Here is a 24,638-nt window from a genome sequence, read left to right as displayed (position 1 = left end):
GCCTTCAGTCCCTGGCCTGACGCAGGGAGCGCGGGCGCATGTCGGTCCAGTGCTCGGCGATATAGTCCAGGCAGGCCTGACGCTCGCCCCGGGCCCCGACAGCCGCCCAGCCGATGGCCATGTCCTTGCCCTGGGGCCAGATGGAGTACTGGCCCTGATGATTGATCACCACGTCGAACATTTCCGTTTCATTGTTCATGCTGCTCTCCAGAGAAATAACCCCGTGCGGCCGGAACCGCCTCGATCAGGCAGCGGCTCAAGCCTTCTGCCAGGTGCCTGAATACCTGTCGTCCGGCCTCGGCTTGTCGCTCACCGCTACCGGCGCGTACCAGCGCGCAGATCCGCGTGGCCCCGGCACAGATGCCGGCGTAGGCCTGGGCATCGTTGTCGGCATAGGCCGCGGCGGCGATTCGTGCGTAGGCCCGGCTGTTGGCATCGGCAAACGCGGCGGCGTTGGCATCGGTGCTGAGCTGGGCGTAGTAGTCCGCGTAGGCCTGGGCATCGCCGAAGTGCTCGGCGATCATTGCCGTATTGGCCGGCGCGCTGGCGTAGACCATGGCGATCTCATGGGCCCGGGCATAGCCGGTGGCATAGGGAAAGGCTCGCCGGTACAGCGCCGGCAATACCGGCTTGAGGGCCGCCAGCCACTCGCCCCGCCGGCCGTTGAGGCCCAGGGCCGCACGCCGATGCAACTGCCGCAGGACATTCAGCTGCGCCACGCTGGTGCCCTCGACGTCGGCCTCGAGCAACACCGGCAACACCGTCTCGGCCTGCCAGGCGTGCAACAGGCGAAACGGCGGCGGTTCGCCAAACCCGGCCAGGGCCGCCTGCAACTCGTTGCTCCAGCGCAGTGCCCAGTCCTTGGCCTGCCCGGCCAGCAGCACCGGTATCAACGCCTGCAGCCAGTCCACGTTGCGCTCATGCCGCATGTTCGCCTCCCTGGCCGATCGTTTCGCCAATCAGCCGTGCCCAGTGACCGGCGACGATGCCGTAATGGTCGGTATCCAGCGCTTGCCAGTCGCACAGCCGCGGCAGCAGCGCCTGCCAGGCCGCCTTGAGCTGGTCGGCCGGCCAGGCGCGACCGACGCCATAGGGGTTGGCCTGGGTGGCGACCAGCAACCGGGCCTGGGTGTTCGGCAGAACCGGTGGTGTGAAGGCGGCCATGCTCGCCATGTTGTGTTTGCAGCAGGCGGTGAGGCGTTGCAGGTAGCCGCGCATTTCCTCGGACAGCCCCTGCCCGCTCGCCTGGGGCCAGCGCTGGGCGAACTCGCGTTGGAACACCTGCTCGATATGCCCCTCGTCCATCCCTGCCAGCTCGGCACCGGCATCCGGCGCCGGCGGGTCGATCAGGTACAGCAGCGGCTGTGCCAGGCCCATGGCTTGCGCCTGCGCGCACATGGCCTGGGCGACCCAGGCGCCGAACGACCAGCCCGCCAGCCGCCAGTGGCAGGACTGCCGAGGGAAACGGCTCTGCAGCGCCTCCAGATAACGTTCGGCGCGCTGCTCGATCGCGATCGGCGGCAACTGCGGATGCTGCAGCAGCGGATCGGCGATCACGCAGACCCCCAGCGCCTCGGGCAAGGCCGCCGCCATCTCGCGATAGGCCTGGACATCGCCCCCCACCGGGTGCACCAGGCATAGCCAGTCGCGGCCGTTGCCACTGTTCCAGACATCCAGTTGCACCGCCTGGGCCCAATCGACGACAGCCGTCCTGGCGCCACTGCCCTCGATCAGCGTGAGAATTTCCCGCAGGCTGACCTTGTGGCTCAATTGCGACAGTTGCAGGCCGATGCCCAGCCGCGACTGCACCTCGTCGATCAGGTCGAGCAGGGTCAACGAGTCGGCGCCCAGTTCATACAGCGAGTCCTCGTCGTCCAGGGTGTCGACTCCCAGCCACTGGCACAGGCACTCGCCCAGATGTGCCGCCGGGTCCGGCCCGCGTTCGACGGAGGGAGCTACGACCTCGGGCACCCGCGCAGTGTGCCGCCGCGGGTAGAACCCGCGCGACGCCTCGATCGCAGTGGTCGAGATCAGGCACTGCGGCAGTTGCAGGGCCAGCGCAAGGTCGAACACCTTTGCCCCCTCCTCGACGGACAAACCGACTGCCAGGTGGCGCTGGTGAGCCTCGTCACCGGCACTCACGGCGGTGGCCATGCCGCGTTCGCGCCAGATATCCCAGTTGATGCCCAGCCGTACGCAACGACTGGCCGCCTCCGGCTGGTAATGGGCAAAACCGTCCATGACGCCGCTGGCAGCGGCATAGTCCAGATGCCCGGCACCGCCGAGCAGCGCCGACATCGACGAGCAGTACAACACGAACCCCGGCGACAACCGTGTGATCAGCATTTCCACCGCCAGCATGCCGAGGGTCTTGGCGGCCATGGCGCTGTCCATCTGCCGGGCATCGCGATGGCGAATCAGGCTGCCGGCACCGATGCCCGCGGCGTGAATGACGCCGACCAGTTCGCCGTAACGCCGCGCCAACTGCTCGACGACACTCGGCCAGCGCGCCAGATCGGCAATATCGGCCTGCACGACCTCGACCCGATCGCCGTAGTCGCGCAGATTCTGCGGCCGCTCACCGCGACGGGAAAGCACGATCACCCGCCGTCCCGGCGCCTGCAGCAGGTGCTCGCACAGGCTGCTGCCGATGCCGCCGTTACCCCCCAGCACCAGGAAGGTGCCGGTTGCCGGCAACAAGGGCGAGGCCGGCAGGGACGCCGGTGCCGGGCTGGCAATCAGGCGTGGCTGCCACAGGTAGTCGCCGCGAATCGCCAGACGCCGTGGCAATGCCGCCGAGTCGCCCAGCAGTGCCGCCAAGGTGCCGGCCTGGTCCGCCCACTGCGAACCCGGCAGGTCCAGCCAGTGAACCCGCAGCGGATACTCCTGCGGCGCCACCTCACAGACCCCGGCCAGGGCGCCCAGCTCCGGACGCCGCACCTCGCCGTTGACTGCACAGGCCTGCCAGGACAGCAACCAGAGCCGCAGCTTCAGCACCCCCGAGACTTCGCCCCAGGCCTGGAGCAAGGCGCTCGGCGTATCGAGGCAGGCCCATTGCGCAGCGGCCAGGCTCTGCTCGTTCACCGCGCCACCGACCGACAGCGGCAACGCGTGCAGCCAGTCCAACTCCTCCACCTGCGCCGCGATCAGTTCGGCCAACAGCGCCGTCAGTGCCTGGGAATCACCCGGATCCAGTTCGAAACGATCGGCAGCCAGGCGCCGCAGGCCGTTGCCGGCGCGGACCTGGACCACCCGTCGATAGACGCGGCCCAAGGCGTCCAGCAGGCCGCCGTCCAGTGCCTCGTTGGCACATACCACCAGGGTGCCGCGACGTTCGTGGGGGCTGCCGCTGCCCAATCGGCGCAGGCGTACCCATTGGCGTTGGTGGAACCAGTCCGGCAAGGCATTGCGAGTCGATTGTGCTGCGCTGTCGAGCGGCACCGCCGGCAACGCGGCCGCCGGCTGGAACCGGCACGGCTCGAGATCGAATGCCGACGGCGGCAGGTCCCATGGCGGAGGGGCCGAGCGCGTCGGCCAGGTGAGCCGCGTACCGTCGTACCAGACCCGGAGGATGGCCTGCGGTTCTGCATCCCCGACCGACCAGGTGCGGGTCGACGGCGGCACTTCGCGGATCAGTGCCTCGTCCACCTGCCAGGTCTCCCCGGCCGCCAGGCACACGCCATAACGCCAGCGCTGCTGGCGGCGACCCGCTTGCAGGAAACGCAGCAGCGCCTCATGCCGCTGTGGGAACGCCTCCCGATAGGCCTTGATCGCCGCCATGTTGCGCAACAGTGCACTGCGGCTGTGGGCGCTGAGCAGCAGGCAGGCCGCGCCCGCTGCCGAAACCGGCTCGGGCGTGGGGCTGGCGGCGACGAGCGCATGGGCATTGGTGCCGCCGATGCCGAAGCTGCTCACCCCGGCCACGCGCCGGCGCCCTGGCGGCCAGGCGCGCGGTTGGGTCGGGATGTAGAACGGCGTGCCTTGCAGATCGATCTGCGGGTTGAGCCGATTGAAGCCCAGGTTCGCCGGCACCACCGCGTGATACACCGCCAGGGTCGCACGAATCAACCCGACCACCCCGGCCGCCGCCCCCAGGTGACCGATCTGGCTCTTCACCGAGGCCAGTGCGCAACTGTCCGCCGGGGCCGTGCCGAAGGCCTTGCCCAGCGCCGCCACCTCGATCGGATCCCCCAGCAGCGTGCCGGTGCCATGGGCCTCGACATAACCGATGTCGGCACCGCGCAGGCCAGCCTTGTCCAGCGCCTCGCGGATCACTGCGCTCTGGCCGGCCACCGACGGTGCGGTATAGCTCATCTTGTCATGGCCGTCGTTGTTCAGCGCCGAGGCTTCGATGACCCCGTAGATCCGGTCGCCATCGCGTTGTGCCCGGGCCAGCGGCTTGAGCACCACCACCCCGTAGCCACTGGCGCCGAGGGTACCGCTGGCATCGTCGCTGAAAGGTCGGCACTGGCCGTCCCGGGAGAAGATGTGCTGCGGCCGGTAGCGGTAACCCTCGGTCAGCGTCGGGTCCACCAGCACCCCGGCGGCCAGCATCACATCGGCATCGCCCTGGCGCAGCAGCGCACAGGCCAGGTGCACGGCGATCAGCGAGCTGCCGCAGGCGGCCTGCACGCTCATGGCCGGCCCGCCGAGGTTCAGGTGATAGGCGGCCTTGGTCGCGAGGAAGTCCTTGTCGTGGTGCAAGGCCATCTGGAAGGCGTCCGGCAGCTCGCTGTCGCCGGCCTGGCGCAGCAGTTGCTGGAAATAGGTGGTTTCGCCGCAACTGGCGAGCAGTCCGATCCGCGGCCCGTCCGCCGACGGCACCAGTGCCGCGTGCTCCAGTGCCTGGACACAGGCCATCAGCAGGTGGCGTTGCTGCGGGTCCATCAGCCGCGCTTCCTGGCGGCTGATGCCGAAGTACTCGGGGTCGAAGTCGAACAACCCGGCCAGTTGGCTACGGGCGCCGACCAGCCCCTCTTCAGCCGCGAACAGCTCGATACCCGACTCGCCCGCCTGGACCATCGACCAGAACGCGCCCAGGTCGGGCGCACCGGCGACATTCACCGCCATGCCGATGATCGCCACCGGCGAATGGCTGTTGTCCCCACCGCGCAGTGGCTGCTGCGCCTCGACCGGCGTGCTGGCCAGATGGACCGCCAGGCGACGGATGCTGACCTGCTCGAACAGATCGGCCATGCTCACCTTGAGGTCGCTTTCCTGGTTGTAGCGGGCGTGCAGGCGCATCAGCCCGAGGCTGGTCGCGCCGGCTTCGAAGAAGCTCTGGTCGAGCCCGATCGGCCGGCCGATCACCGCTTCGAACAGTTCGCGCAGACGCTGCTGCAACGGGTTGGCCGGTTCCTCGGATGCGTTTGCCGCCTCCCGTGGAAGCGGCTCCCCCAGGCCCTGGAGCGCCTTGCGGTCGACCTTGCCACTCGGCGTGCGGGGCCACTCCCCGACCTGCCAGTAGGCATCGATGCGCACCTGGGCCGGCAACTCGCGGGCCAGTCGCCGGTCCAGCGCCTGCGGTGCCGGCGGCGGCCCGTCGAGTAGCAGGTAGGCGTTCAGCTTCGCCGAGTCGGCGTCCAGGGTGACGACGGCGCCGCTCACCTCGGGCAGTTGCATCAGGGCGGCCTCGATCTGGCCAAGCTCCAGGCGATGGCCGCTCAGCTTGACCTGCTGATCGTCGCGCCCCAGGTAGTGCAGGCAGCCCTGGGCATCGACCCGGGCCAGATCGCCGGTGCGATAGAACAGCCGCGTGGCTCCGCTATCATCGGGCAGTTCGACGAAGCGGCTGGCATTGAGCGCCGCATCCCCCAGGTAGCAGCGGGCGACCATCGGCCCCGCCACCAGCAGGTAACCCGGCATGCCGGCGGGCAGCGGCCGGTCCTGTTCATCCACCAGCAGCAGACAGGCGTTGTTCACCGCCCGGCCGATCGACGCGCGCAACGGCCAGTCCCGTGGTTCTGGCGCAAGACGCAGGGCGCAGACCACATGGGTCTCGGTCGGACCGTAATGATTGAACAGACTGGCCTGGGGCATGCCGGCGAACCATTCACGCAGGGTGTCGTTGCACAGCAGTTGTTCCCCCGCCGTCACCACCTCGCGCAATTGCGTCGGATAGATCCCCCGCCGCACGGCGGTTTCGGCCAGGTGCTGCAGGGCCACGCAGGGCATGAACAGCCGCTCGATGTCCGCCTTCAGCAGGTAATCCAGCAGCGCCGGAGCATCCTGGCGCCAGGCCGGGACGATCAGGTGGTAGCAGCCGCCGCCGCACAGGGTGCTGAAAATCTCCTGGAACGACACATCGAACGACAGCATGGAGAACTGCAGGGTCCGCGCCCGTGGGGCCAGCTCACCCGCACCGCGCTGCCAGTGCAGCAGGTTGCACAGGGTCCGGTCCGTGACCTGGACGCCCTTGGGAATGCCGGTCGAGCCGGAGGTGAACAGCATGTACAGCGGCCGCTCGCCCTGGTGCGGCGTCCGGGAAAACGGCCGCGGCGGCGCATCGAGTGCCACCCGATGCCGCGCGATGGCGTGCTCGCCCAGGCGTTCGAGGGCGGCTTCGGTGGCGTCGCTGTACAGCAGGCCATGGGCACGGCACTGGCTCATCACCTGGCGCAGCACCGCCTGCGGATAGGCCGGATCGAGCGGCACGGCGGTGAGATTGAGCTTGGCCAGGGCCAGCAGGGCGACGATATGTTCCACCGAGGTATCGAGGAACAGCAGTACCGGGCCCGGTTCACCGTCCAACGCTGGCAGGCTCGCGCCATCGCCGAGAGTCGCTGCCAGGGTATCGGCCAGTTCGTTCAGGCGCCGGTAGCTCACCCGCCGCTCGCCGGCCACCAGGGCGGTGGCCTCCGGTGTACAGCGCACCTGATGTTCGAACCAGTCGGCCAGGGTGGCGAACGGCGGCTGTACCCGTTCGCCCAGGCTGGCCGGCGGCAGGCGGTGCCGGTAGGGCAGCAGCAGCCGGTCCAGCGGACTGTCCGGAGCCTGCAGCAACAGATCCAGACCGGCGTGGAACAACTCGGCGGCCGCCTCGATACGTTGCAGGTCGAAAGGGTCGCACTGGTACTCCCACCAGGCCGCAAGCCCGTCGGGGCTGTCCACCAGGGACAGGGTCAACGCGCACTTGGCCTGCACGGGACCGCTGAATTCGAGTTGGGCCCCCAGCCCGTCCAGCTTGCTGAAATCGGTGTTTTCCAGCACGAACATGAAGTCGAACAGCGCCTGCTGGCCCGACAGCCGCAGGTCCTCGACCACATCGGCCAGGGCCACGTCCTGCAACGCCAGGACCTGGCGAACCCGATCGGTCTGCGCGTGCAGCAGTGCCTCCAGCGACTGCCGGCCATCCAGTTCGGTCGGGATCAGCACGGTGTTGGCGAACATGCCCACGGCCTCCTCGAACTCCCCCAGCGGCCGGTTGGACACCGGGCTGGCGATGCGCGGATGTGACAGGCCGGTCAGCGCATGCAGGCTCCAGGCGAAGACGCTGAACAGCACCTCGAAACGGGTCAGGCGCTGCTGCGTGCAGAACAGCTCCAGAGCCCTGGATTGCGACAGCGCAAGCCTCTGCCGGAATTGTCGGGCCTGGGCGCCGCCAACGCGGCGCTGCGGGGCCAAGGCCGGCGAAGCTGGCGGCTGCTCGCGGTAGAACTGCGCCAGGGCACGGCGCTGCTGGCGATAGTACGGCGCGACACTCCATTGCCCCTGCCACTGGCCGAATTCCAGCGGCGTCAGGCGAGCGGGCGGTTCAGGCAGGTGGCGCCCCTGCCGATTGGCCTGGTAGAGGGCCTGCAGGTCGTCGAACAACAGGTTCAGCGACCAGCCATCGACCACGCAGTGATGCAGATGCAGCAACAGTCGGGCACTACCGTCGGCGAACGGCAGCAGCCAGGACTGGAACAGCGTCGCCGTGCCCAGGTCGAACGGGGTGGCGAACACCAGTTCGGCAAAAGCCTGCCAGTTGTCTTCGGTAAATCGCCCGCGGGGCATGCGCAGGCAGCGCGTACCCTGCTCGGCGACCCATTGATCGAGACCGTCCGGCCCGGATACGAAACGCGTGCGCAACGCGGCATGGCGCTCGACCAGTTGGTCCACGGCCGCACCCAACGCGTCCGGGTCGACCCCGACCGGCAGGCGCAGCACCAACGGCACGTTATAGGCCGTCGAGTCCGGCTCGCGCTGTTGCAGCAACCACAACCGACGTTGCTCGGCGGTGGCCGGCAGGCGCCAGGCGGCGCTCGGCAGCGGTGCCGGCGGGTATGCCGCCGCGGACACCTGCGGTGTCGCCAGCCTGGCCGCCACTGCGGCGAAGTCCTCGCCCAGCAGTTGCGCCAGGTTCAACTCCACCTGCCATTGCCGGCGGATCGCCGAGCGCAGGCGCAAGGCCTTGAGCGAATCGCCGCCGCTGCCCAGCCAGTCATCCTGGGCACCAAGCCATGGCTGGCCGAGCAAGCTCCGCACCTGCGCCAACAGCCAGGACAGTTCCGCGCCCTGCTCACTGGCGGCCGGCAGCTCGCCCGTCGGTATGGCGCGCCAGGGTTGCCGGTCCTGTTCCAGCAACCGGGCGCGATCGACCTTGCCGTTGGCGGTCAGGGGCAGGCGGTCGAGCAGGAACAGATGGTGCGGGCGCATGTAGCCCGGCAACTGCGCCCGCAGGTAGGCGTCGAAGTCGGCCTGTTCCAGGGTGCCTCGCGGCACGATGAACGCCAGCAACTGGTGATCCTCGGCGGACTGGCGGCGCGTGCAGACATAGGCCTGGGCGACCCCGGGATGCTCGAGGAGGCGCTGCTCGACCTCACCCGGCTCGATCCGAAAACCGCGGATCTTGACCTGGCGGTCGGCCCGGCCGATGTACTCGACCAGGCCGGCCTCGTTCTCCCGGACCAGATCGCCAGTCCGGTAATGGCGCCTTGGCTGGCCAGCGTCGTCCGGCAGCATGAGAAAGCTGCGCGCGGTTTCCTCCGGACGGTGGCGGTAGCCACGGGCGACCCCGCTGCCGCTCAGGTACAGCTCGCCCACCGTGCCCGGCGTGACCGGGCGCTGCTGCTCATCGAGGATGCGCAGGCCGGTATCGGGCAAGGCACGTCCGATCGGCACCGAGGCGCCCATGAAATCACGGGCAATCGGTTGGCACAGGGCGAAGGTGGTGCATTCGGTCGGGCCGTAGACGTTGAAGATCCGGCAGGCGCTGTCCGGGTTGGCCCGGTACCAGTCGCGCACCGCCACGGCGCTGATCTGTTCGCCGCCGATCAGAACCTGGCGCAGGCTGGCAAAACAACGCGGGTACTCCTGGGCCAGGGTGTTGAACAGCGACACGGTCATGAACAGGCTGTCGACCCGCTGCGTCTCCAGCACCTGTGCCAGTTGCCGGGCATCGAGCAGGTCGTCGTCGGCGATGATGACGCAGGCACCACCGTTGAGCAGTGGCGCCCAGAGTTCGAAGCTGATCGCGTCGAAGGCCGGGTTGGCCAGGCAGGCAAAGCGGTCGCCGGGGCGAATGTCGATGTAGCCATCCGGCTGCACCAGGCGCAACAGGCCACGCTCGCCGACCTCCACCGCCTTCGGCGTACCGGTCGAGCCCGAGGTGTAGAACAGGAAGCTCACTTCGGCCGGTTCGCCGGGCAGCGCCAACCGGCTCGGCGCCTCGTGTTCCAGCAGCGCCGTGACGTCGGCCTGCCACAGGTTGGCCAATGGTTCGGCACAGGGCTCGTCCAGCATCAGACCGACGCAACCGCCGTCCTCCAGCATGCGGGCCTGGCGCGCCAATGGGCTGGCACGGTCCAGCGGTACCACCACGGCGCCGACCTTGAGTGCGCCGAGGATTGCCGACAGCCAGCGCCAGGAGCGCGGCATGCGCAACGCCAGGGATTGGCCGGGCAATACGCCCCGCGCCAGCAACCCCTGGGCGATGCGTTCGCTGGCAGCGGCCAGTTCGTGGTAGTTCAGTTGCGTCTGCCGGTCGAGCACCGCGAGGGCCAGGGGCGTTGCCCGCACCTGTTCGGCAAAGCGTCCGAGCAGGGTCGGCGATGGGACCACGGTAGTAGCTTGCTGAGCGTTGTCCATTACGCCTCCTGCGGCAAGGAATCGGCGGGCGCGGCAACATCGAAGCGCCGCAGTTCCTGTTCCAGGGCCCTGGCGACACGACGCAGCTCGACGGTCTCGAGCATGTCCCAGTGGCCGCCATTGACCAGCCGGGCGAGGTAACCGTCCCCGGCGCGACGCCGCCAGAAACCGCGCAGGCCACGCAGTTGTGTACGGCTGAAGCCCTCGCGGGCCTGGATCAGCACCACCCGCCCGGCCCTGGGGCACAGACATAGTCGGCCACGGCCATGCGGTTGTGGTTGTAGATATGGAAATAGCGCTCGACCTGGGCATCGTCGATGCCCGGGTACATGCCGTTGAAGCGCACCAGCTTGTCGCGGAACTCGGCCATGTCCACCGGTGCCATCTGCTGGCGGTAGGCGGCGTTGTCCGAGCCCTGGGTATCGAGCAGCACCACGGTGACCTGGCGGTACCCCGCTTCGGTCAGGCGCCGGGCCATCTCATAGGCCACCAGCCCACCGAACGACAGCCCGGTGAGAATCAGCGGCTGGGCCAGCAGCGGTTCGATCAGTCGCAGATAGGCCACGGCCATCGCTTCGACCGTAGGCTCCGTGCGCTCGCCCGGGTTGATCCCCGGCGACTGCACGCCATACACCCCGACCGATTCGTCGAGGACCTTGGCCAGCGACAGGTAGCAGAACGCCGTGCCCCCCGCCGGATGAATGCACACCACATTGCGCTGGCCGGCACCCGGCCGGAACTCGATCAGGTTGCCTTGCGCCGCGGCCGGCCCCGCTCCCGAGCGGATCCAGCCGCCCAGGGCCTCGATGGTCGGATGGCCGATCACCACGCGGATCGGCAGCTCGATGCCGAACACCTCGCGGACCTGATGGGCCATCTTGATCGCGGCGATCGAGGTGCCGCCGACATTGAAGAAGTTGTCGCGAATACCGATCTGCGGCGCTAGCAGCAGGCCTTTCCAGATCTGGTAGAGCGCCAGTTCGATGTGGTCGCGCGGGCTCGACAGGTTGACCTGGCGGTTGGCCAGGTCCTGGTCGGCCATGAGCCGCAACGCGTCGCGGTCGATCTTGCCGTTGGCGGTCAGCGGCAGTTCTTCCAGCCACAGGTAGGCGCTGGGCAGGACCTGCGCCGGCACGGTCAGCGCCAGATGCTCGTGCACCGCCGTCTCCTCGGGCCGGGCTTGCGCCATGAAGCTGCAGCAGGCCACCAGGCGCTGGTGCTGTGCGCCGTCGCCGAGCATCAGCACCACGGCGCGGCGCACGCCGGCGAAGGCCTCCAGGCGCGCCTCGATCTCGCCAAGTTCCACCCGCACGCCGCGCAGCTTGACCTGGAAGTCGTTGCGGCCAAGGAACTCCAGCTGGCCGTCGGCGCGGTAGCGCGCCAGGTCGCCGCTGCGGTACAAACGCTCACCGGGCACGAACGGGCTGTCGATGAAACGCTCGGCCGTCAGCGCCGCCAGGCCCAGGTAGCCACGGGCCACGCCGACACCACCGATATGCAGGTGGCCACTGACGCCGACCGGCACCGGCGCATCATGCTCGTCGAGCACATACAAGCGGTTGCCGGCAATCGGCCGGCCGATCGGCAACTGCCGCTCTGGCACGTCGGCACCGGGCTGCAGGGTCCAGATGCTGTTGATCACCGTGGTTTCGGTGGGGCCGTAGACGTTGTGCAGGCGCGCAGCGGGCAATACCTGCCGGAAGCGCCGGGCAATCGCCGGAGTCAGTTCGCCGCCACCGCAGAAGACGTTGCGCAGGTCCTGGCACTGCCCCACCTCGTCGACGTCGAGGAACAGTTGCAGCATGGCCGGTACGAAGACCAGCGCGGACACCCGCTGCTCGCGTACGGTGCGGACCAGATAGTCCGGTTCCAGATGGCCACCAGGCCGGGCCAGCACCAGGCGTCCGCCCATGGCCAGGGGCCAGAGCAGTTCCCAGGCCGAGGCGTCGAAGCCGAACGGAATCTTTTGCAGCATGCTCGCCTGCCGGCCGTCGCCACAGACCTGCTGGCACCACAGCAACAGGTTGCTCAGCCCGCGGTGGGCAACCATTGCGCCCTTGGGCAACCCGGTGGTGCCGGAGGTATAGATCACATAGGCCAGGTGCTCGGGGGTCAGGCCGATGACCTGCGGATCGGGATTGTCCACCGCCTGCCCAGCCCATTGCGCCGCGTCCGTGTCGAGATCCAGCACTGGCACCTCGTGGTGCGCCATGCCCTGGGCCTCGCGCAGCAACGGGCGGGTCGCCCTATGGACCAGGGCGACACGGGGTCCGCTGTCGGCCAGCATATGGCCCAGGCGCCCGACCGGATAGGTCGGGTCCAGCGGCACGTAGGCGCCGCCGGCCTTGAGCACCGCGAGGATCGCCACCGGCAGTTCCAGCGAGCGCTCCAGGCACACCGCCACCCGCACGTCCGGGCCGACACCAAGGCTGCGCAGGTGATGGGCCAGGCGATTGGCGCGACGGTTGAGTTCGGCGTAGCCCAGTGATTCGCCCTCGAACACCACGGCGCAATCGTCCGCTGCCGCCGCCGCCCGCGCCTCGATCAGCTGTTGCACGCAGCCCGGCTCCCGGGCCAGCGGCGCACTGCGGTTCCAGTCGACGACGATCTGCTCGCGCTCGGCCCCGGTCAACAGGTGCAAGGTACCGATCGGCTGCTTGGCGTCCGCGGCGACCTGTTCGAGCAGTTGCCGGTAGTGGCCGCTCAGCCGCTCCACGGTGCCCGCATCGAACAGGTCGGTGTTGTATTCGACCACCAGTTGCAGGCCCTGGGCCTGTTCCACCAGCTCGAAGGCCAGGTCGAACTTGGCGGTGGCACTGCTGGTACCGTAGGACGCCAGGCTCAGCCCGGGCATGTCCACGGCCGCGCCGGGGGTGTTCTGCAACACCAGCATCACCTGGAACAGCGGCGAATAGGACGTATCGCGCTCGGGATTGACCGCCTCCACCACCCGCTCGAACGGCACGTCCTGGTGTGCGTGGACTTCCAGCATGCGGGCGCGAACCTCGCGCAGCAGCTCGGCGAAGGTCCATTGCGGTTGCAAGCGGTTGCGGATCACCAGGGTATTGACGAAATGGCCGATCAGCGGCTCGATCTCGGCCTGCCCGCGGTTGGCGAATGGGGTACCGATGCACACGTCCTGCTGGCCGCTGTGGCGCCACAGCAGCACCGCCAGTGCCGCCAGCAACACGTTGAACAGCGAACCCTGGGTCTGCCGCGCGAGGTCCTGCAGTTCCCGCAGGGTACGGCTGTCGAGACGGCTGGCGACGGTGGCACCGGCATAACGCTGCACCCGTGGCCGTGGCCGATCGGTGGGCAGCGTCAACAACGGTGGTGCGTCGGCCAACGTCCGGCGCCAGTAGTCGAGCTGCTCCCGCAGGGCCGCGCCGCCCAGCCGCCGCTGTTGCCAGCAGGCATAGTCGGCGTACTGCACCGGCAGCGCCGCCAGGCTCGACGGCTGATCCCTGAGGTAGTCACCATAGAGGGTCACCACTTCACGCAGGACGATGCCCATCGACCAGCCATCGGCGATGATGTGGTGCAGGTTGTACAGCCACAGGTGTTCGTCGTCCGCCAGGCGCAGCAACGAGGTGCGCAACAGCGGGCCATCGGCCAGGTCGAACGCAGCCCGGGCCTCCTCGGCCACCCGTGCCTGTGCCAGCGACTCGCGTTCGGCGGCCGGCAGCTGGCTCAGGTCGGTGACCGCCAGTGCCAGCGGACGGTGCTCGTGAATCACCTGGCACGGCTCGCCGTCGTGATCGCCAAAGGTCGTGCGCAGGACTTCGTGGCGGCGTACCAGTTCGTTCAGTGCCCGCTCCAGCACGCTGACGTCCAGGCGCCCCTTGAGCACCAGGGCATTGGGGATGTTGTAGAACGGATTGCCCGGCTCCAACTGGTCGAGAAACCACAACTGCCGCTGGGAGAACGACAGCGGTAACGGCGCCGTGCCGACTGCGCGCGGGCGCAGGCCGTCATTGACCGTCAACCGGCCGATCAATGCCTGCTTGTGCCGCTTGAGTGCCTGCAGCAGGTCTTCGGTGAGAAAACCCTTGGGCGCCTTGCAACGCAATTTGTCGCCATCGGCTTCCAGCACCACACCGTGACGGTCGAAAAAGGCCAGCAACTGTTCGGCATTCATAGCTCAATTTCCTCCATGTCGCTGTCGTCATCCGTGTGCGTGCGGTTGAACGCCTCCACCTCGATGCTGCGCTGTTCGCCTTCAGCCCGCAGGCCGCCCACCATCGAATAAATCAACTGATGACTCGGCCCCAGGTCGAACAGCGCCGGCAGTGCCTGTTCGTCGATCGAGCCCATGCCGCACAGTCCCAGGCCGTGACTGGCGGCGGTCATGGTCAGCAGTTGGGTCATGGCGCCGGCCTCGATATGGCAGAAATCCCGGCTGCGCTCGCCATAGAGCGGACGGATCGCCGCCATGTCGGCGATGAGGAACAGCGAGAACGCGGCGTTCTCGTAGACCGGGCGGTTGACGAAGTAGTCGTAGGTGTCGGGGTCGAGCCGGGATTGCTCGCCGATGACCAGCAACTGGTGGCGCACCGGGTCGTAGTAGAAGGTCCCACCGGGCACGCCTTCGACCCGCTGCGGCTTGATGTACAGGTAGGCCTGCAGCGGATAGAGACCGCCGGCCGAGGGGAACTGGTATTTCACCTCGCCCTCCAGTTGCCCGCGCGACAGACCGGCCAGCCAGTGGGCGAATGCCAGGGTCGCAATAGGCCGCTGGTCGTAGCGACGCACCGAACGACAGTCCCGGAAACGCTGGGCGAAGCCGGCCTCGCCCGGCAGGGACAGGGCCACCGCCGGCAACGGCCGGGCGAAACGTCGACGCCCGCGTTCGTCGGCCTTGAACTGCTGGCGCAGTTGCGGATCCTCGATCACCGCCTCCGCTTGCAGCGCTGGCGGTTGTGGCACACGGCCGGCCGGGAGCGGGGTCTCCCGGTGGCGACGGTACAGTTCCAGCAGGTTGGCCAGGGTCGGCTGGGCCAGCAGTTGCGCCAGGTGCGGACGGAACTGCAGTTCGGCTGCCAGGGCGTTGCTGATCCGCACGATATCGATGGACGTGGCGCCCAGGCTGAGCAGATTGGCGTTGCCGGCAATCGTCTCGCGCTTGAGCAGTTGCCGGACGATCTCCACCAGGCGTTGTTCCTCGGGCCCTTCAGCAACCAGCAAGGGTCCCGCGTCCGCCTCCTCCTGCGGCTGCGGCAGGCGGTTCTTGTCGACCTTGCCATTGGCCGAGAGTGGCCAGGTTTCAAGGAACGTGAATGACGTCGGCACCATGTAGGCCGGCAGCTTGTCCACCAGATACAGGGCGAAATCCGCGGACTGCAACTGTGCATCGCTCTTGATCACGTAGGCTGCCAGGCGTTTTTCACCCAGTTGCTCGCCGAGAATCCGTACGACCGCGCTCTGCACGCCGGGGTGACGGTTGAGCACGGCTTCGATCTCGCCCAGCTCGATGCGGTAGCCCTGGACCTTGACCTGGTTGTCTTCGCGCCCGAGGAATTCGATGTTGCCGTCCGGCAGCAGGCGGCCCAGGTCGCCGGTGCGATACAGCCGGGCACCGGTCGCCGGGTGGGCGAAGAAACTCGCGGCGCTCTGTTTCTCGTCGCGCCAGTAGCCCTTCGCCAGGCCGATACCGCCGATATACAGCTGGCCAGGCACCCAGGTCGGCCGCGGTTGCAGCGCCTCGTCGAGGACATGGAAGCTCTGCTGGTCCAGGGCCTTGCCGTAGGGAATGCTGCGCCAGTCGGGATCGACCTGGCCGATCGGGTAGCAGATCGACCAGATCGAGGCTTCGGTCGCGCCGCCGAGGCTGATCACTTCGATCGCCGGCTGCAGCGCCCGCGCCCGGTCCGGCAGGTTCAGCGCGATCCAGTCGCCGGAGAGCATCGCCAGGCGCAGGCAGGTCGGCAACTGGCCGCCCTGCTGCTCGACGGACTCCAGCAGCAGCCCGAACAACGCCGGCACCGAGTTCCACAGGCTGACGCGATGCCGCTCGATCAGCTCACGCCAGTGCAACGGGTCGAGGGCCAGGCGCGGTTCGAGCAGCACCACTGCCGCACCGACCGCCAGGGTGCCGAAGAAGTCGTACACCGACAGGTCGAAGCTCAGCGACGAGATCGCCAGCACCCGGTCCTGCGGGCTGACGGCGAAGCGCCGGTTGATGTCCAGCAGGGTGTTCACCGCGCCGCGGTGGTCGATCACCACACCCTTGGGCACGCCGGTCGAACCGGAGGTGTAGATGACGTAGGCCAGGTCTGCGGGGTTCTGCTCGACCGCCTGCAACACCGACTCGCCCATGTCCATGGTTTCGCTCAGGGTGATGATCTCCACCCGCGACGACCAGTCGCTGTCCGCCTTCAGGCCGGGTTGCGCGAGCAGCAGGCGCGCTTCGGCGCGCTCCAGGATATGCCGTACCCGTTGTGCCGGCAGCGCCGGATCGAGCGGCAGGTAGGCACCGCCGGCATACAGGATCGCCAGGGTTGCCACCAGTTGTTCCCAGCCGCGCTCCATCATCACCGCGACCAGTTGGTTGGGCCGCACGCCCAGGGTCTGCAAGTGGGCGCCGAGCCGACGGGCCTCGTGGCGCAACTGCCCGTAGCTCAGTTGTCGGCCCGGCGCGATCAGCGCCGGGGCATCCGGCGTCGCCTGCGCCTGGCGCTCGAACAGCTCATGCATCAGCGGCGATGCCTGCGGATACGCCGGCGCTGGCGGCAGGCCGGCCTGAGGCAGCAGCCCGGGCGTGCTGGCGGCCCAGGCCGCGGGTTCGAGCAAGCGGTCGAGGATGCCGTTGTAGGCGACGAACATCGCTTCGACCAGGCCTTGCGGGAACAGCTCGTCGATGCTGTCCCAGTTGAACAGCAGGCGCCCTTCCAGCTCCAGCAGGGTATGGTCGATCCACACCTGGGGGGTCTGGGTGATGCTGTGCACGTTCTGCGCCTGCAGCGCATCGGCCAGGTTGTACTCGGCCTGTTGGGTGGCCGCCTCGGACAGGGTGCTGTTGAACACGATGGGAATCGCCGTCTGCTGGGCCCCACGGGCCTGGGACAGCTCGCGCAGTACACGCACGCCGCTGACCACCGCATGGTCGATGTCCTGCCACAGTTGCTGCTGGATCGCCCGGGCCTTGTCGGTAAAGCCGAGGTTGCCGTCGATGGCGACTTCGAGCAGCACCAGCGAGGTGAAGTCGCCGATGATCGAGTCCACCTCCGGGTGCAGCGGCAGGCGGTTGAACAGTGGCAGGCTGAGGGTGAAGCGCGGCTGACGGCTCCACAGCGCAAGCACTTCGCAGAAGGCCGTGAGCAGCACCACTGAAGGGGTCACGCCGAATTGTCTGGCCAGTTCCTTGATCCGGCTCCAGTGCTCGACCGACAACTGCCGGTCGCGCCGAGTGAAGTGCGGTGCGGCAATGCTCTGCGGCTGACACACCAGCGGCAGGTCCGGCGCCGGTGCCAGGCGGGTGACCCGTTCGCGCCAGTAGGCCAGGGCCCGTTCGTAGCGCACGCCGCTGCGCAACCGATGTTCGGCCAGTACGTAGTCGCGGAAACTCAGGCCCGGCACCGGCAACGTCCGTTGCGGTTCCAGGTAGAAGCCCATCAGTTCGCGGGCGAGGATCTGGCTGCTGGCGGCATCGACGATCAACGCATCGAGACTGATGTGCAGGTGGCTGATGCCAGCGTCGAGCAGGGTCAGGCTGAACTCGAACAGCGGCCAGTGGCTGGCGTCCAGCACCTGGTGGGACAGGCGCTGGCGGTTGTGGTCCAGGGCCTGTTGCGCGGCTTCGCGGTCCAGGCCGCGCAGATCGAGCTGCGGCATGCGATAGCTCGGCACCTGGGCCAGCACCTGCTGGGTGCCGTCGCTGAGGAAAACCGCGCGCAGCATGTCGTGGCGCTCGATCATCCGGTTCAGCGCACGCTCGAAGCGCGGGATGTCGAAATCGCGGATGCGCAGTTCCTCGTAGCCGTGGGCACTGACGCCACCGAGGCTGACCGTGGATTCGCGGCCGAACCAGTAGGCCTGCTGGATATCGGTCAGGGGGAACGGCTCATGGCGGTTGGCCAGGTCCGGCTCGATCATCGCGAAGGCCGGTTCACGCTGGATCTGCTCGTCACGGCTGGCGCGAATCGCGGCCATCAGCTCGCCCGGGGTCGGGGTCTTGAACAGGCTGCTCAGGGACAGTTGTGCGGCCATGCGCTGGTTGATCGCATAGACCAGGCGCGTGGCCAACAGCGAATGACCGCCCAGTTCGAAGAAGTTGTCCTGCATCCCGACCCGTTCGCAGCGCAGCACCTCGGCCCAGATGTCGGTCAACTGGATCTCGTCGGCATCCCGGGGCGCCACGTAGGCGCTGCCGGACACCCGCTCCGGCGCCGGCAACGCACGGCGGTCGAGCTTGCCGTTGCGCGTCAGCGGCAGATGCGCCAGGGACACCCAGGCACTGGGGATCATATGTTCCGGCACCTGGCGGCGCAGGGCTTCGCGCAGCGTCTCGGCCGACGCCGGGCCAACGATGTAGGCCACCAGCTGTTTGTCCCCCGGGGCATCCTCGCGCAGCAGCACGGCCGCTTCCAGTACGCCCGGCTGTTGCTGCAGCAGGCTGTCGATTTCCCCCAGTTCGACACGGAAACCCCGCAGCTTGACCTGCTGGTCGATGCGTCCCAGGTACTGCAGGTTGCCGTCGGCCAGCCAGCGCACCTGGTCGCCGCTGCGGTACATGCGGGCCCCCGGCTCGCGGCTGAACGGATCGGGCAGGAAATGCTCGGCGGTCAATTCCGGCTGGTTCAGGTAACCGCGCGCCAGGCAGGCACCGGCGATGTACAACTCGCCGACAACGCCGGGCGGCACCGGGTTCAGCGCCTCGTCGAGCACATACAGCCGGGCATTGTTGATCGGCCGGCCGATCGGCGGCGCCTCGGGCCAGTCGGCGGCTTCGGCGCAGGCCAGGCTGAACTGGCTGACCACGTGGGTTTCGGTCGGCCCGTATTGGTTGTACAGGTGCGCGCCGCCCAGCCCCTGGACGAAGCGGCGCAGTTCGTCGTTGACCCGCAGGGCCTCGCCAGCGGTCACGAGGTCACAGCCGCCGGTTGGCCCGGGTGTGTCGCCGTCGCTCAGGCCGGCGACCTGCTGCAGCACTGCGAACGGCAGGAACGCCCGCTGCACGCCACTGGCCACCAGGGTCGGGCGCAGCGTGGCGAGATCCTTGCGCCCCGCCTCGTCCATCAGCACCAGGCAGCCGCCCTGACACAGGGTGCTGAAGACTTCCTGGAACGACACGTCGAAGTTCAGCGAGGCGAACTGCAGCACCCGCCGTGGCGCCGGGGCCGGGCCGGCGGCGTCGAGCAGCTGCCAGTCGATCAGGTTGTCCAGCGCCCGGTGTGTATGCGCGACGCCCTTGGGGCGACCACTGGAACCTGAGGTGTATAGCACATAGGCCAGGTTGTCCGGCCCGATCGCCACGCCGGGATTGTCGGTGGATTGCCCGGCCCAGCGCGCTTGGTCGCTATCCAGGCAGTACAGGGGGCGTTCGGTCGCCGTGGCCGGCAGTGTTTCCCTCAGGCTCGAGTGGGTCAGCAGCAGGCTCGGCGCCGCGTCAGCGAACATGTAGGCCAGGCGCTCGGCCGGATAGGCCGGGTCGAACGGCACATAGGCGGCCCCGGCCTTGAGGATCGCCAGCAGGCCGATGACCATCTGTGGCGAGCGCTCCAGGCTCAGGCCGACACGGTCCTCGGGACCGACGCCCTGCCCGCGCAGGAAATGTGCCAGGCGGTTGGCGGCCGCATTCAGCTCGGTGTAGCTGTAGCGTTGTTCTGCATGGACCAGCGCCTCGGCCTGTGGCGCGCGTTGCACCTGGGCTTCGAAACGGGCAAGGAAGCCGCCTTGCGGAACGCGATCGGTGTGACTACGGCTCCACTCGTCGAGCAGTTGCCGACGCTGCCCGGGGGTCAGCAGGTCGAGGCTGGCGACCGGCTGCTCGCTATCGGCGGCCATCTGCATCAAGACCCGGCGCAGGTACTCGCCGAAACCGGCGACCGTCTGCGCCTCGAACAGCCCCGAGGCATATTCCAGGCCACCGACGATCTGCCCGTCGCGTTCACTGAGGGCCAGTTGCAGGTCGAACTTGGCGACGTGCTGGCGGCTTGCCAGCGGCTCGACTGCAAGGCCCGGCAGGGCCAGTTCACCCTGCTGCCCCTGTTCCCAGGCGAACAGCACCTGGAACAGCGGACTGTAGGCCAGACTGCGCGGCGGGTTGAGCAGCTCCACCACCTGCTCGAACGGCAGGTACTGGTGCTCCTGGGCCTGCAGCGCGACCTGACGGGTGTGCTGCAACCACTGGCTGACGCTGGGGTTGCCGGTCACCTTCAGGCGCAGGGCCAGGGTGTTGACGAAGAAACCGATCAGCGCCTCCAGTTCGCTGCTCGGGCGGTTGGCCGACGGCACGCCGATCACCACGTCGGCCTGCGCCGACAGCCGCGACAGCACCAGCGCCCAGCCGGCAAGCAGGGTCATGAACAGCGTCGTGCCCTGGCGCCTGCTCAGGTCCTTGAGGCGCCGGGTCAGCGCCTCGTCGAGCACCAGCGGCACCACACCGCCGCGATAGTCCTGTACCGCCGGACGCTTGTGGTCCAGCGGCAGTTCCAGCAGCACCGGCGCCTCGGCCAGGGTTTCGCGCCAATAGCGGCCCTGGCGTTCCAGTACCTCTGCGGTCAGCCACTGGCGTTGCCAGGCCGAATAATCGACATATTGCAGCGGCAGTGGCGGCAGCGGATCGTCGCGATCCTCCAGCGCTGCGGCGTACAACTGGCTGAGCTCGCGGGTCAGCACGCCCATCGACCAGCCATCGGAGACGATGTGGTGCAGGGTCAGCAACAGCAGGTGCTGGTCCTCGGCCAGACGGACCAGCCCGGCCCGGATCAGCGGCCCCTGTTCCAGGTCGAAGGCTCGTGCGCCTTCGGCCCCCACCAGACCGTCGAGGTCGGCAGTGGCCTCCAGCCGTTCGAGCTTCAGGCCCTGCCCTGGCTCGGTGATGACCTGCCGGGGCTCGCCCTCGACACTGATGAAGCGGGTGCGCAGGGCTTCATGCCGCGCCACCAGTTGATTGAGGCTGCGCTCCAGCGCCGGCACCTGCAACGGGCCGCGCAATTTCAGGTTCAGCGGCATATGGTAGGCCGCGCTGCCACCCTCCATCTGGGCGAGGAACCACAGGCGCTGCTGGGCAAACGACAACGTTTGCGCGACGCCCCTTTCGATCCGCGCGATGGGCGCCCGGACCGCCTCCCGGGCGCTTTCCAGGCTGCGGGCGAACTGTTTCAGCTGGGGGCTGGCGAACAGCGCCGAGGCCGCGACTTCGCGCTTGAGCTGGCGGCGAATCCGCGCGATCACCTGCATCACCAGCAGTGAATGCCCGCCGAGGGCGAAAAAACTGTCGTCGCGCCCTACCCGCTCGATCCCCAGCACTTCACTCCAGATGCGCGCCAGGCCGGTTTCCAGCTCGCCCTGCGGGGCAACGTAGTGACGCGGGTCGAAAGCGGCGGCATCGGGTGCCGGCAAGGCGCCACGGTCGAGCTTGCCGTTGGCGGTCAGCGGCAAGTTGTCCAGGCGCACGAAGGCAGCGGGCAGCATGTAGTCCGGCAGGCTCAGGGCCAACTGCTCGCGCAGGGCGCCGGGGCTGGTGCTCCCGGCCTCGCTTTCGACGTAGTAGGCGACCAGCCTGGGCTGCTCGGCGTCGTTGCGCAACAGCACCACGCCGTCGCGCACCCCGGCCACATCGAGCAGGCGCGCCTCGATCTCGCCCAACTCCAGGCGCAGGCCGCGCAGCTTGGCCTGGGAGTCGTTACGGCCGAGGAACTCCAGTTGACCGTCGGCGCGGTAGCGTGCCAGGTCGCCGGTACGGTACAGGCGATCGCCGGCCACGAACGGGTTGTCGATGAAGCGCTCGGCCGTCAGTTGCGGCTGGTTCAGGTAGCCGCGGGCCACACCGACGCCGCCGATGTGCAGCTCGCCGGCAACGCCGGTCGGCACCGGTGTGCCGAGGGCGTCCAGCAGGTAGATACGGGTGTTGGCCAGCGGCCGGCCGATGGGCAGGCCGGCGTCGGCCGCCGGTTGGGCCGGCAGTTCGAAGCAGGTGCTGTCGATGCTGGCTTCGGTCACGCCATAGGCATGGACGATTCGGACCGCCTCGCCGCACCGCTGGCGCAACTGGCGGGCACTGTGGGCGCTCCAGGTGTCCGAGCCGCAGACCACGGTGTCGAGGAACGCCAGTTCATGGCCGCTTTCCTCAGCCCAGGCCAGCAACGGGTTGAGCACCGCCGGGACGAAGTCGGCGAAGTCGATCCGCGCATCCCGCAGCAGGCGGTAGAGAGCCGGTGGGTCCATCAGGGTCTGGCGCGGACACAGCACCAGCTCACCGCCGAAACACAGGGCGCGGATCAGGTCGGCACTGAACACGTCGAAAGAAAACCCGGCCATCTGCAGGTGGCGCAGGCCCGGACGCAGGGCGTACAGCTGTTCCCAGGCGGCACTGAGCGCCAGCAGGCCACGGTGTTCGACCATCACGCCCTTGGGCTGGCCGGTGGAACCCGAGGTGTAGATGACATAGGCCAGGTGGCGTGGCGTCAGGCCCGATGCCTGGGGTGCGAGGTCCTGCGGCGGGTGCGAAGCCCAGCGTTGCGCATCCTGTTGCAGATCGAGCAACAGCGGTTGCTCTGGCAGGCCTTCGAGGGCCGCGAGCAGCGCCGGCCGGGCCGGACCATGGCTCAATAGCACCGAAGGCGCACTGTCGACCAGCATGTGGCGCAGCCGCGCCGGCGGATAGCCGGGGTCCAGCGGCACGTAGGCCCCCCGGCCTTGAGCACCGCGAGGACGGCCAGCGGCATGTCCAGGGTGCGCTCCAGGCACAGCCCGACCCGGTCGTCCGGTCCGACGCCAAGGGCGCGCAGCTCATGGGCCAGGCGATTGGCCCGGGTATTGAGTTCGCCATACGTCAGGCTGTCGTCGCCATAGCGCACGGCAATGGCCTGGGGATCGCGGCTTGCCTGGGCTTCGAACAGCTCATGCAGGCAACGCCGGGTGTCGAAAGCCTGCTCACGGCCATTCCAGTCCCGTACCAGACGGTCACGCTCCACGGCACTGAGCAGGGGCAACGCCGTGACCGGCTGCAGCGGCTGCGCGACCATGCCTTCGAGCACCTGGCGCAGATGGCCGGCAAACCGCGCGACCGTGGCCGCGTCGAACAGGGCCGTGGCGTACTCCAGGCCGCCGCCGATGCGCCCGCCCTGCTCGGCCAGCACCAGGGTCAGGTCGAACTTGGCCGCCTGGTGGCGGCTGCGTAGCGGCTGGCTGTCCAGGCCGCCCAGTCGCAGCGCGCCCGGCTCGGTGTTTTCCCAGGCGAACATCACCTGGAACAGGGGGCTGTAGGCCTGGCTGCGCGGCGGGTTGAGCCGCTCCACCACCTGTTCGAACGGCAGCTCCTGGTGTTCCTGGGCGCCCAGTGCCACGGCCCGGGCCTGCTCCAGCAACTGCGCGGTGGTCGGCGCACCGGCCAGGGACAGACGCAGAACCAGGGTGTTGACGAAAAAGCCGATCAGCCCTTCGGTTTCCCGACGGGTACGGTTGGCCACCGGGGTGCCGATCAGGATGTCGTCCTGGCCCGACAGGCGTGCCAGGACCACCGCCCAGGCGGCCAGCAGGGTCATGAACAGCGTGGTGCCATGGCGCAGGCTCAGGGCCTTGAGTTGCTGGCTAAGGTTTTCATCCAGCAGCAGCGGTTCGAAACCGCCCTCGTAGCGCTGCAGGGCCGGCCGTGGACGGTCGCCGGGCAGTTCCAGCAGGGCCGGAGCGCCGCCCAGGGTGTCGCGCCAGTAGTCGTGGTGGCCGGCCTGGCTCTGCTCGGCCAGCCAGCCGTGCTGCCATTGGGCGTAGTCGGCGTATTGCAACGACGGCGCCGGCAACGGATCGTCCAGCCCCTGGCGAAAGGCCTCGTACAGCTCGCCCAGTTCACGGGTCAGCACCGCCATCGACCAGCCGTCGCAGATGATGTGGTGCAGGGTCAGCAGCAGGACATGTTCCTGCTCGCCGAGAATCAGCAGGCGCCCGCGAAACAGCGGCCCCTTGTGCAGATCGAAAGCGGCCCCCGCCTCCTCGTCCGCCAGCAACGCCACCTGCGGCTCGGGTTCAGGCTGTGCGGCCAGATCGTGGAGCTGCCAGGAGAACCCGCAGTCGGCCGCGGCGATCAGTTGGACCACCTCGTCCCCCTCGGCGGCAAAGGTGGTGCGCAATGCCTCGTGGCGCGCCACCAGGCGGTCCAGCGCCTGTTTCAGCGCCGAGCGGTCGAGCGCCCCATGCAGGCGCAGCCCGAACGGTACGTGGTAGGCGTCGCCGCCCCCGGCCAACTGGGCGAGGAACCACAGCCGACGCTGCGCGAAGGAGGCCCGCGGTGCCGTGTCGCCCCGCTCTGCCGGCGTGATTTTCGACCGTTTGTGCAAGGCGGCGAATTGCGCCGGCGTCATATCACGCAACGAGGTTTTGTCGAACATGAGAGGCTTCCATCCATGACTGCA

3 protein-coding genes and 2 pseudogenes are annotated in these 24,638 nt (G+C 68.4%); all 5 read right to left on the bottom strand.

The features are described from left to right. Positions 1–4 precede the first annotated feature (4 nt). Positions 5–199: an MbtH family protein gene (locus ACM62G_RS27360; RefSeq protein ID WP_273826192.1), complete on the bottom strand. Its 195-nt coding sequence runs from the start codon at positions 197–199 to the stop codon at positions 5–7. Continuing rightward, a complete protein-coding gene (locus tag ACM62G_RS27355) occupies positions 189–929 on the bottom strand; it encodes a hypothetical protein (RefSeq protein ID WP_419736044.1) in 741 nt (246 codons plus the stop codon). The genes ACM62G_RS27360 and ACM62G_RS27355 overlap by 11 nt, the downstream gene beginning before the upstream one ends. Continuing rightward, entirely contained in the window at positions 919–10,068 is a 9,150-nt protein-coding gene (locus ACM62G_RS27350) for an amino acid adenylation domain-containing protein (protein ID WP_419736043.1), read from the bottom strand. The genes ACM62G_RS27355 and ACM62G_RS27350 overlap by 11 nt, the downstream gene beginning before the upstream one ends. Continuing rightward, positions 10,068–14,206, bottom strand: a pseudogene (locus tag ACM62G_RS27345) (amino acid adenylation domain-containing protein). The gene ACM62G_RS27350 and the pseudogene ACM62G_RS27345 overlap by 1 nt, the downstream one beginning before the upstream one ends. Continuing rightward, positions 14,203–24,614 (bottom strand): annotated as a pseudogene (locus ACM62G_RS27340) (amino acid adenylation domain-containing protein). Before ACM62G_RS27340 ends, ACM62G_RS27345 begins: the two co-directional pseudogenes overlap by 4 nt. Positions 24,615–24,638: the final 24 nt, after the last annotated feature.

Source organism: Pseudomonas sp. COR18 (assembly GCF_048568395.1).
GTDB lineage: Bacteria > Pseudomonadota > Gammaproteobacteria > Pseudomonadales > Pseudomonadaceae > Aquipseudomonas > Aquipseudomonas fuscovaginae_B.
The sequence above is the reverse complement of the archived record's forward strand: the minus strand, read 5'-3'. Positions and strand labels throughout refer to the sequence as shown.

Bases quoted from the DNA above. Each gene is read 5' to 3' on its own strand.
- ACM62G_RS27360 (WP_273826192.1), bottom strand. From the start codon at position 199: ATGAACAATGAAACGGAAATGTTCGACGTGGTGATCAATCATCAGGGC.
- ACM62G_RS27355 (WP_419736044.1), bottom strand. From the start codon at position 929: ATGCGGCATGAGCGCAACGTGGACTGGCTGCAGGCGTTGATACCGGTG.
- ACM62G_RS27350 (WP_419736043.1), bottom strand. From the start codon at position 10,068: ATGGACAACGCTCAGCAAGCTACTACCGTGGTCCCATCGCCGACCCTG.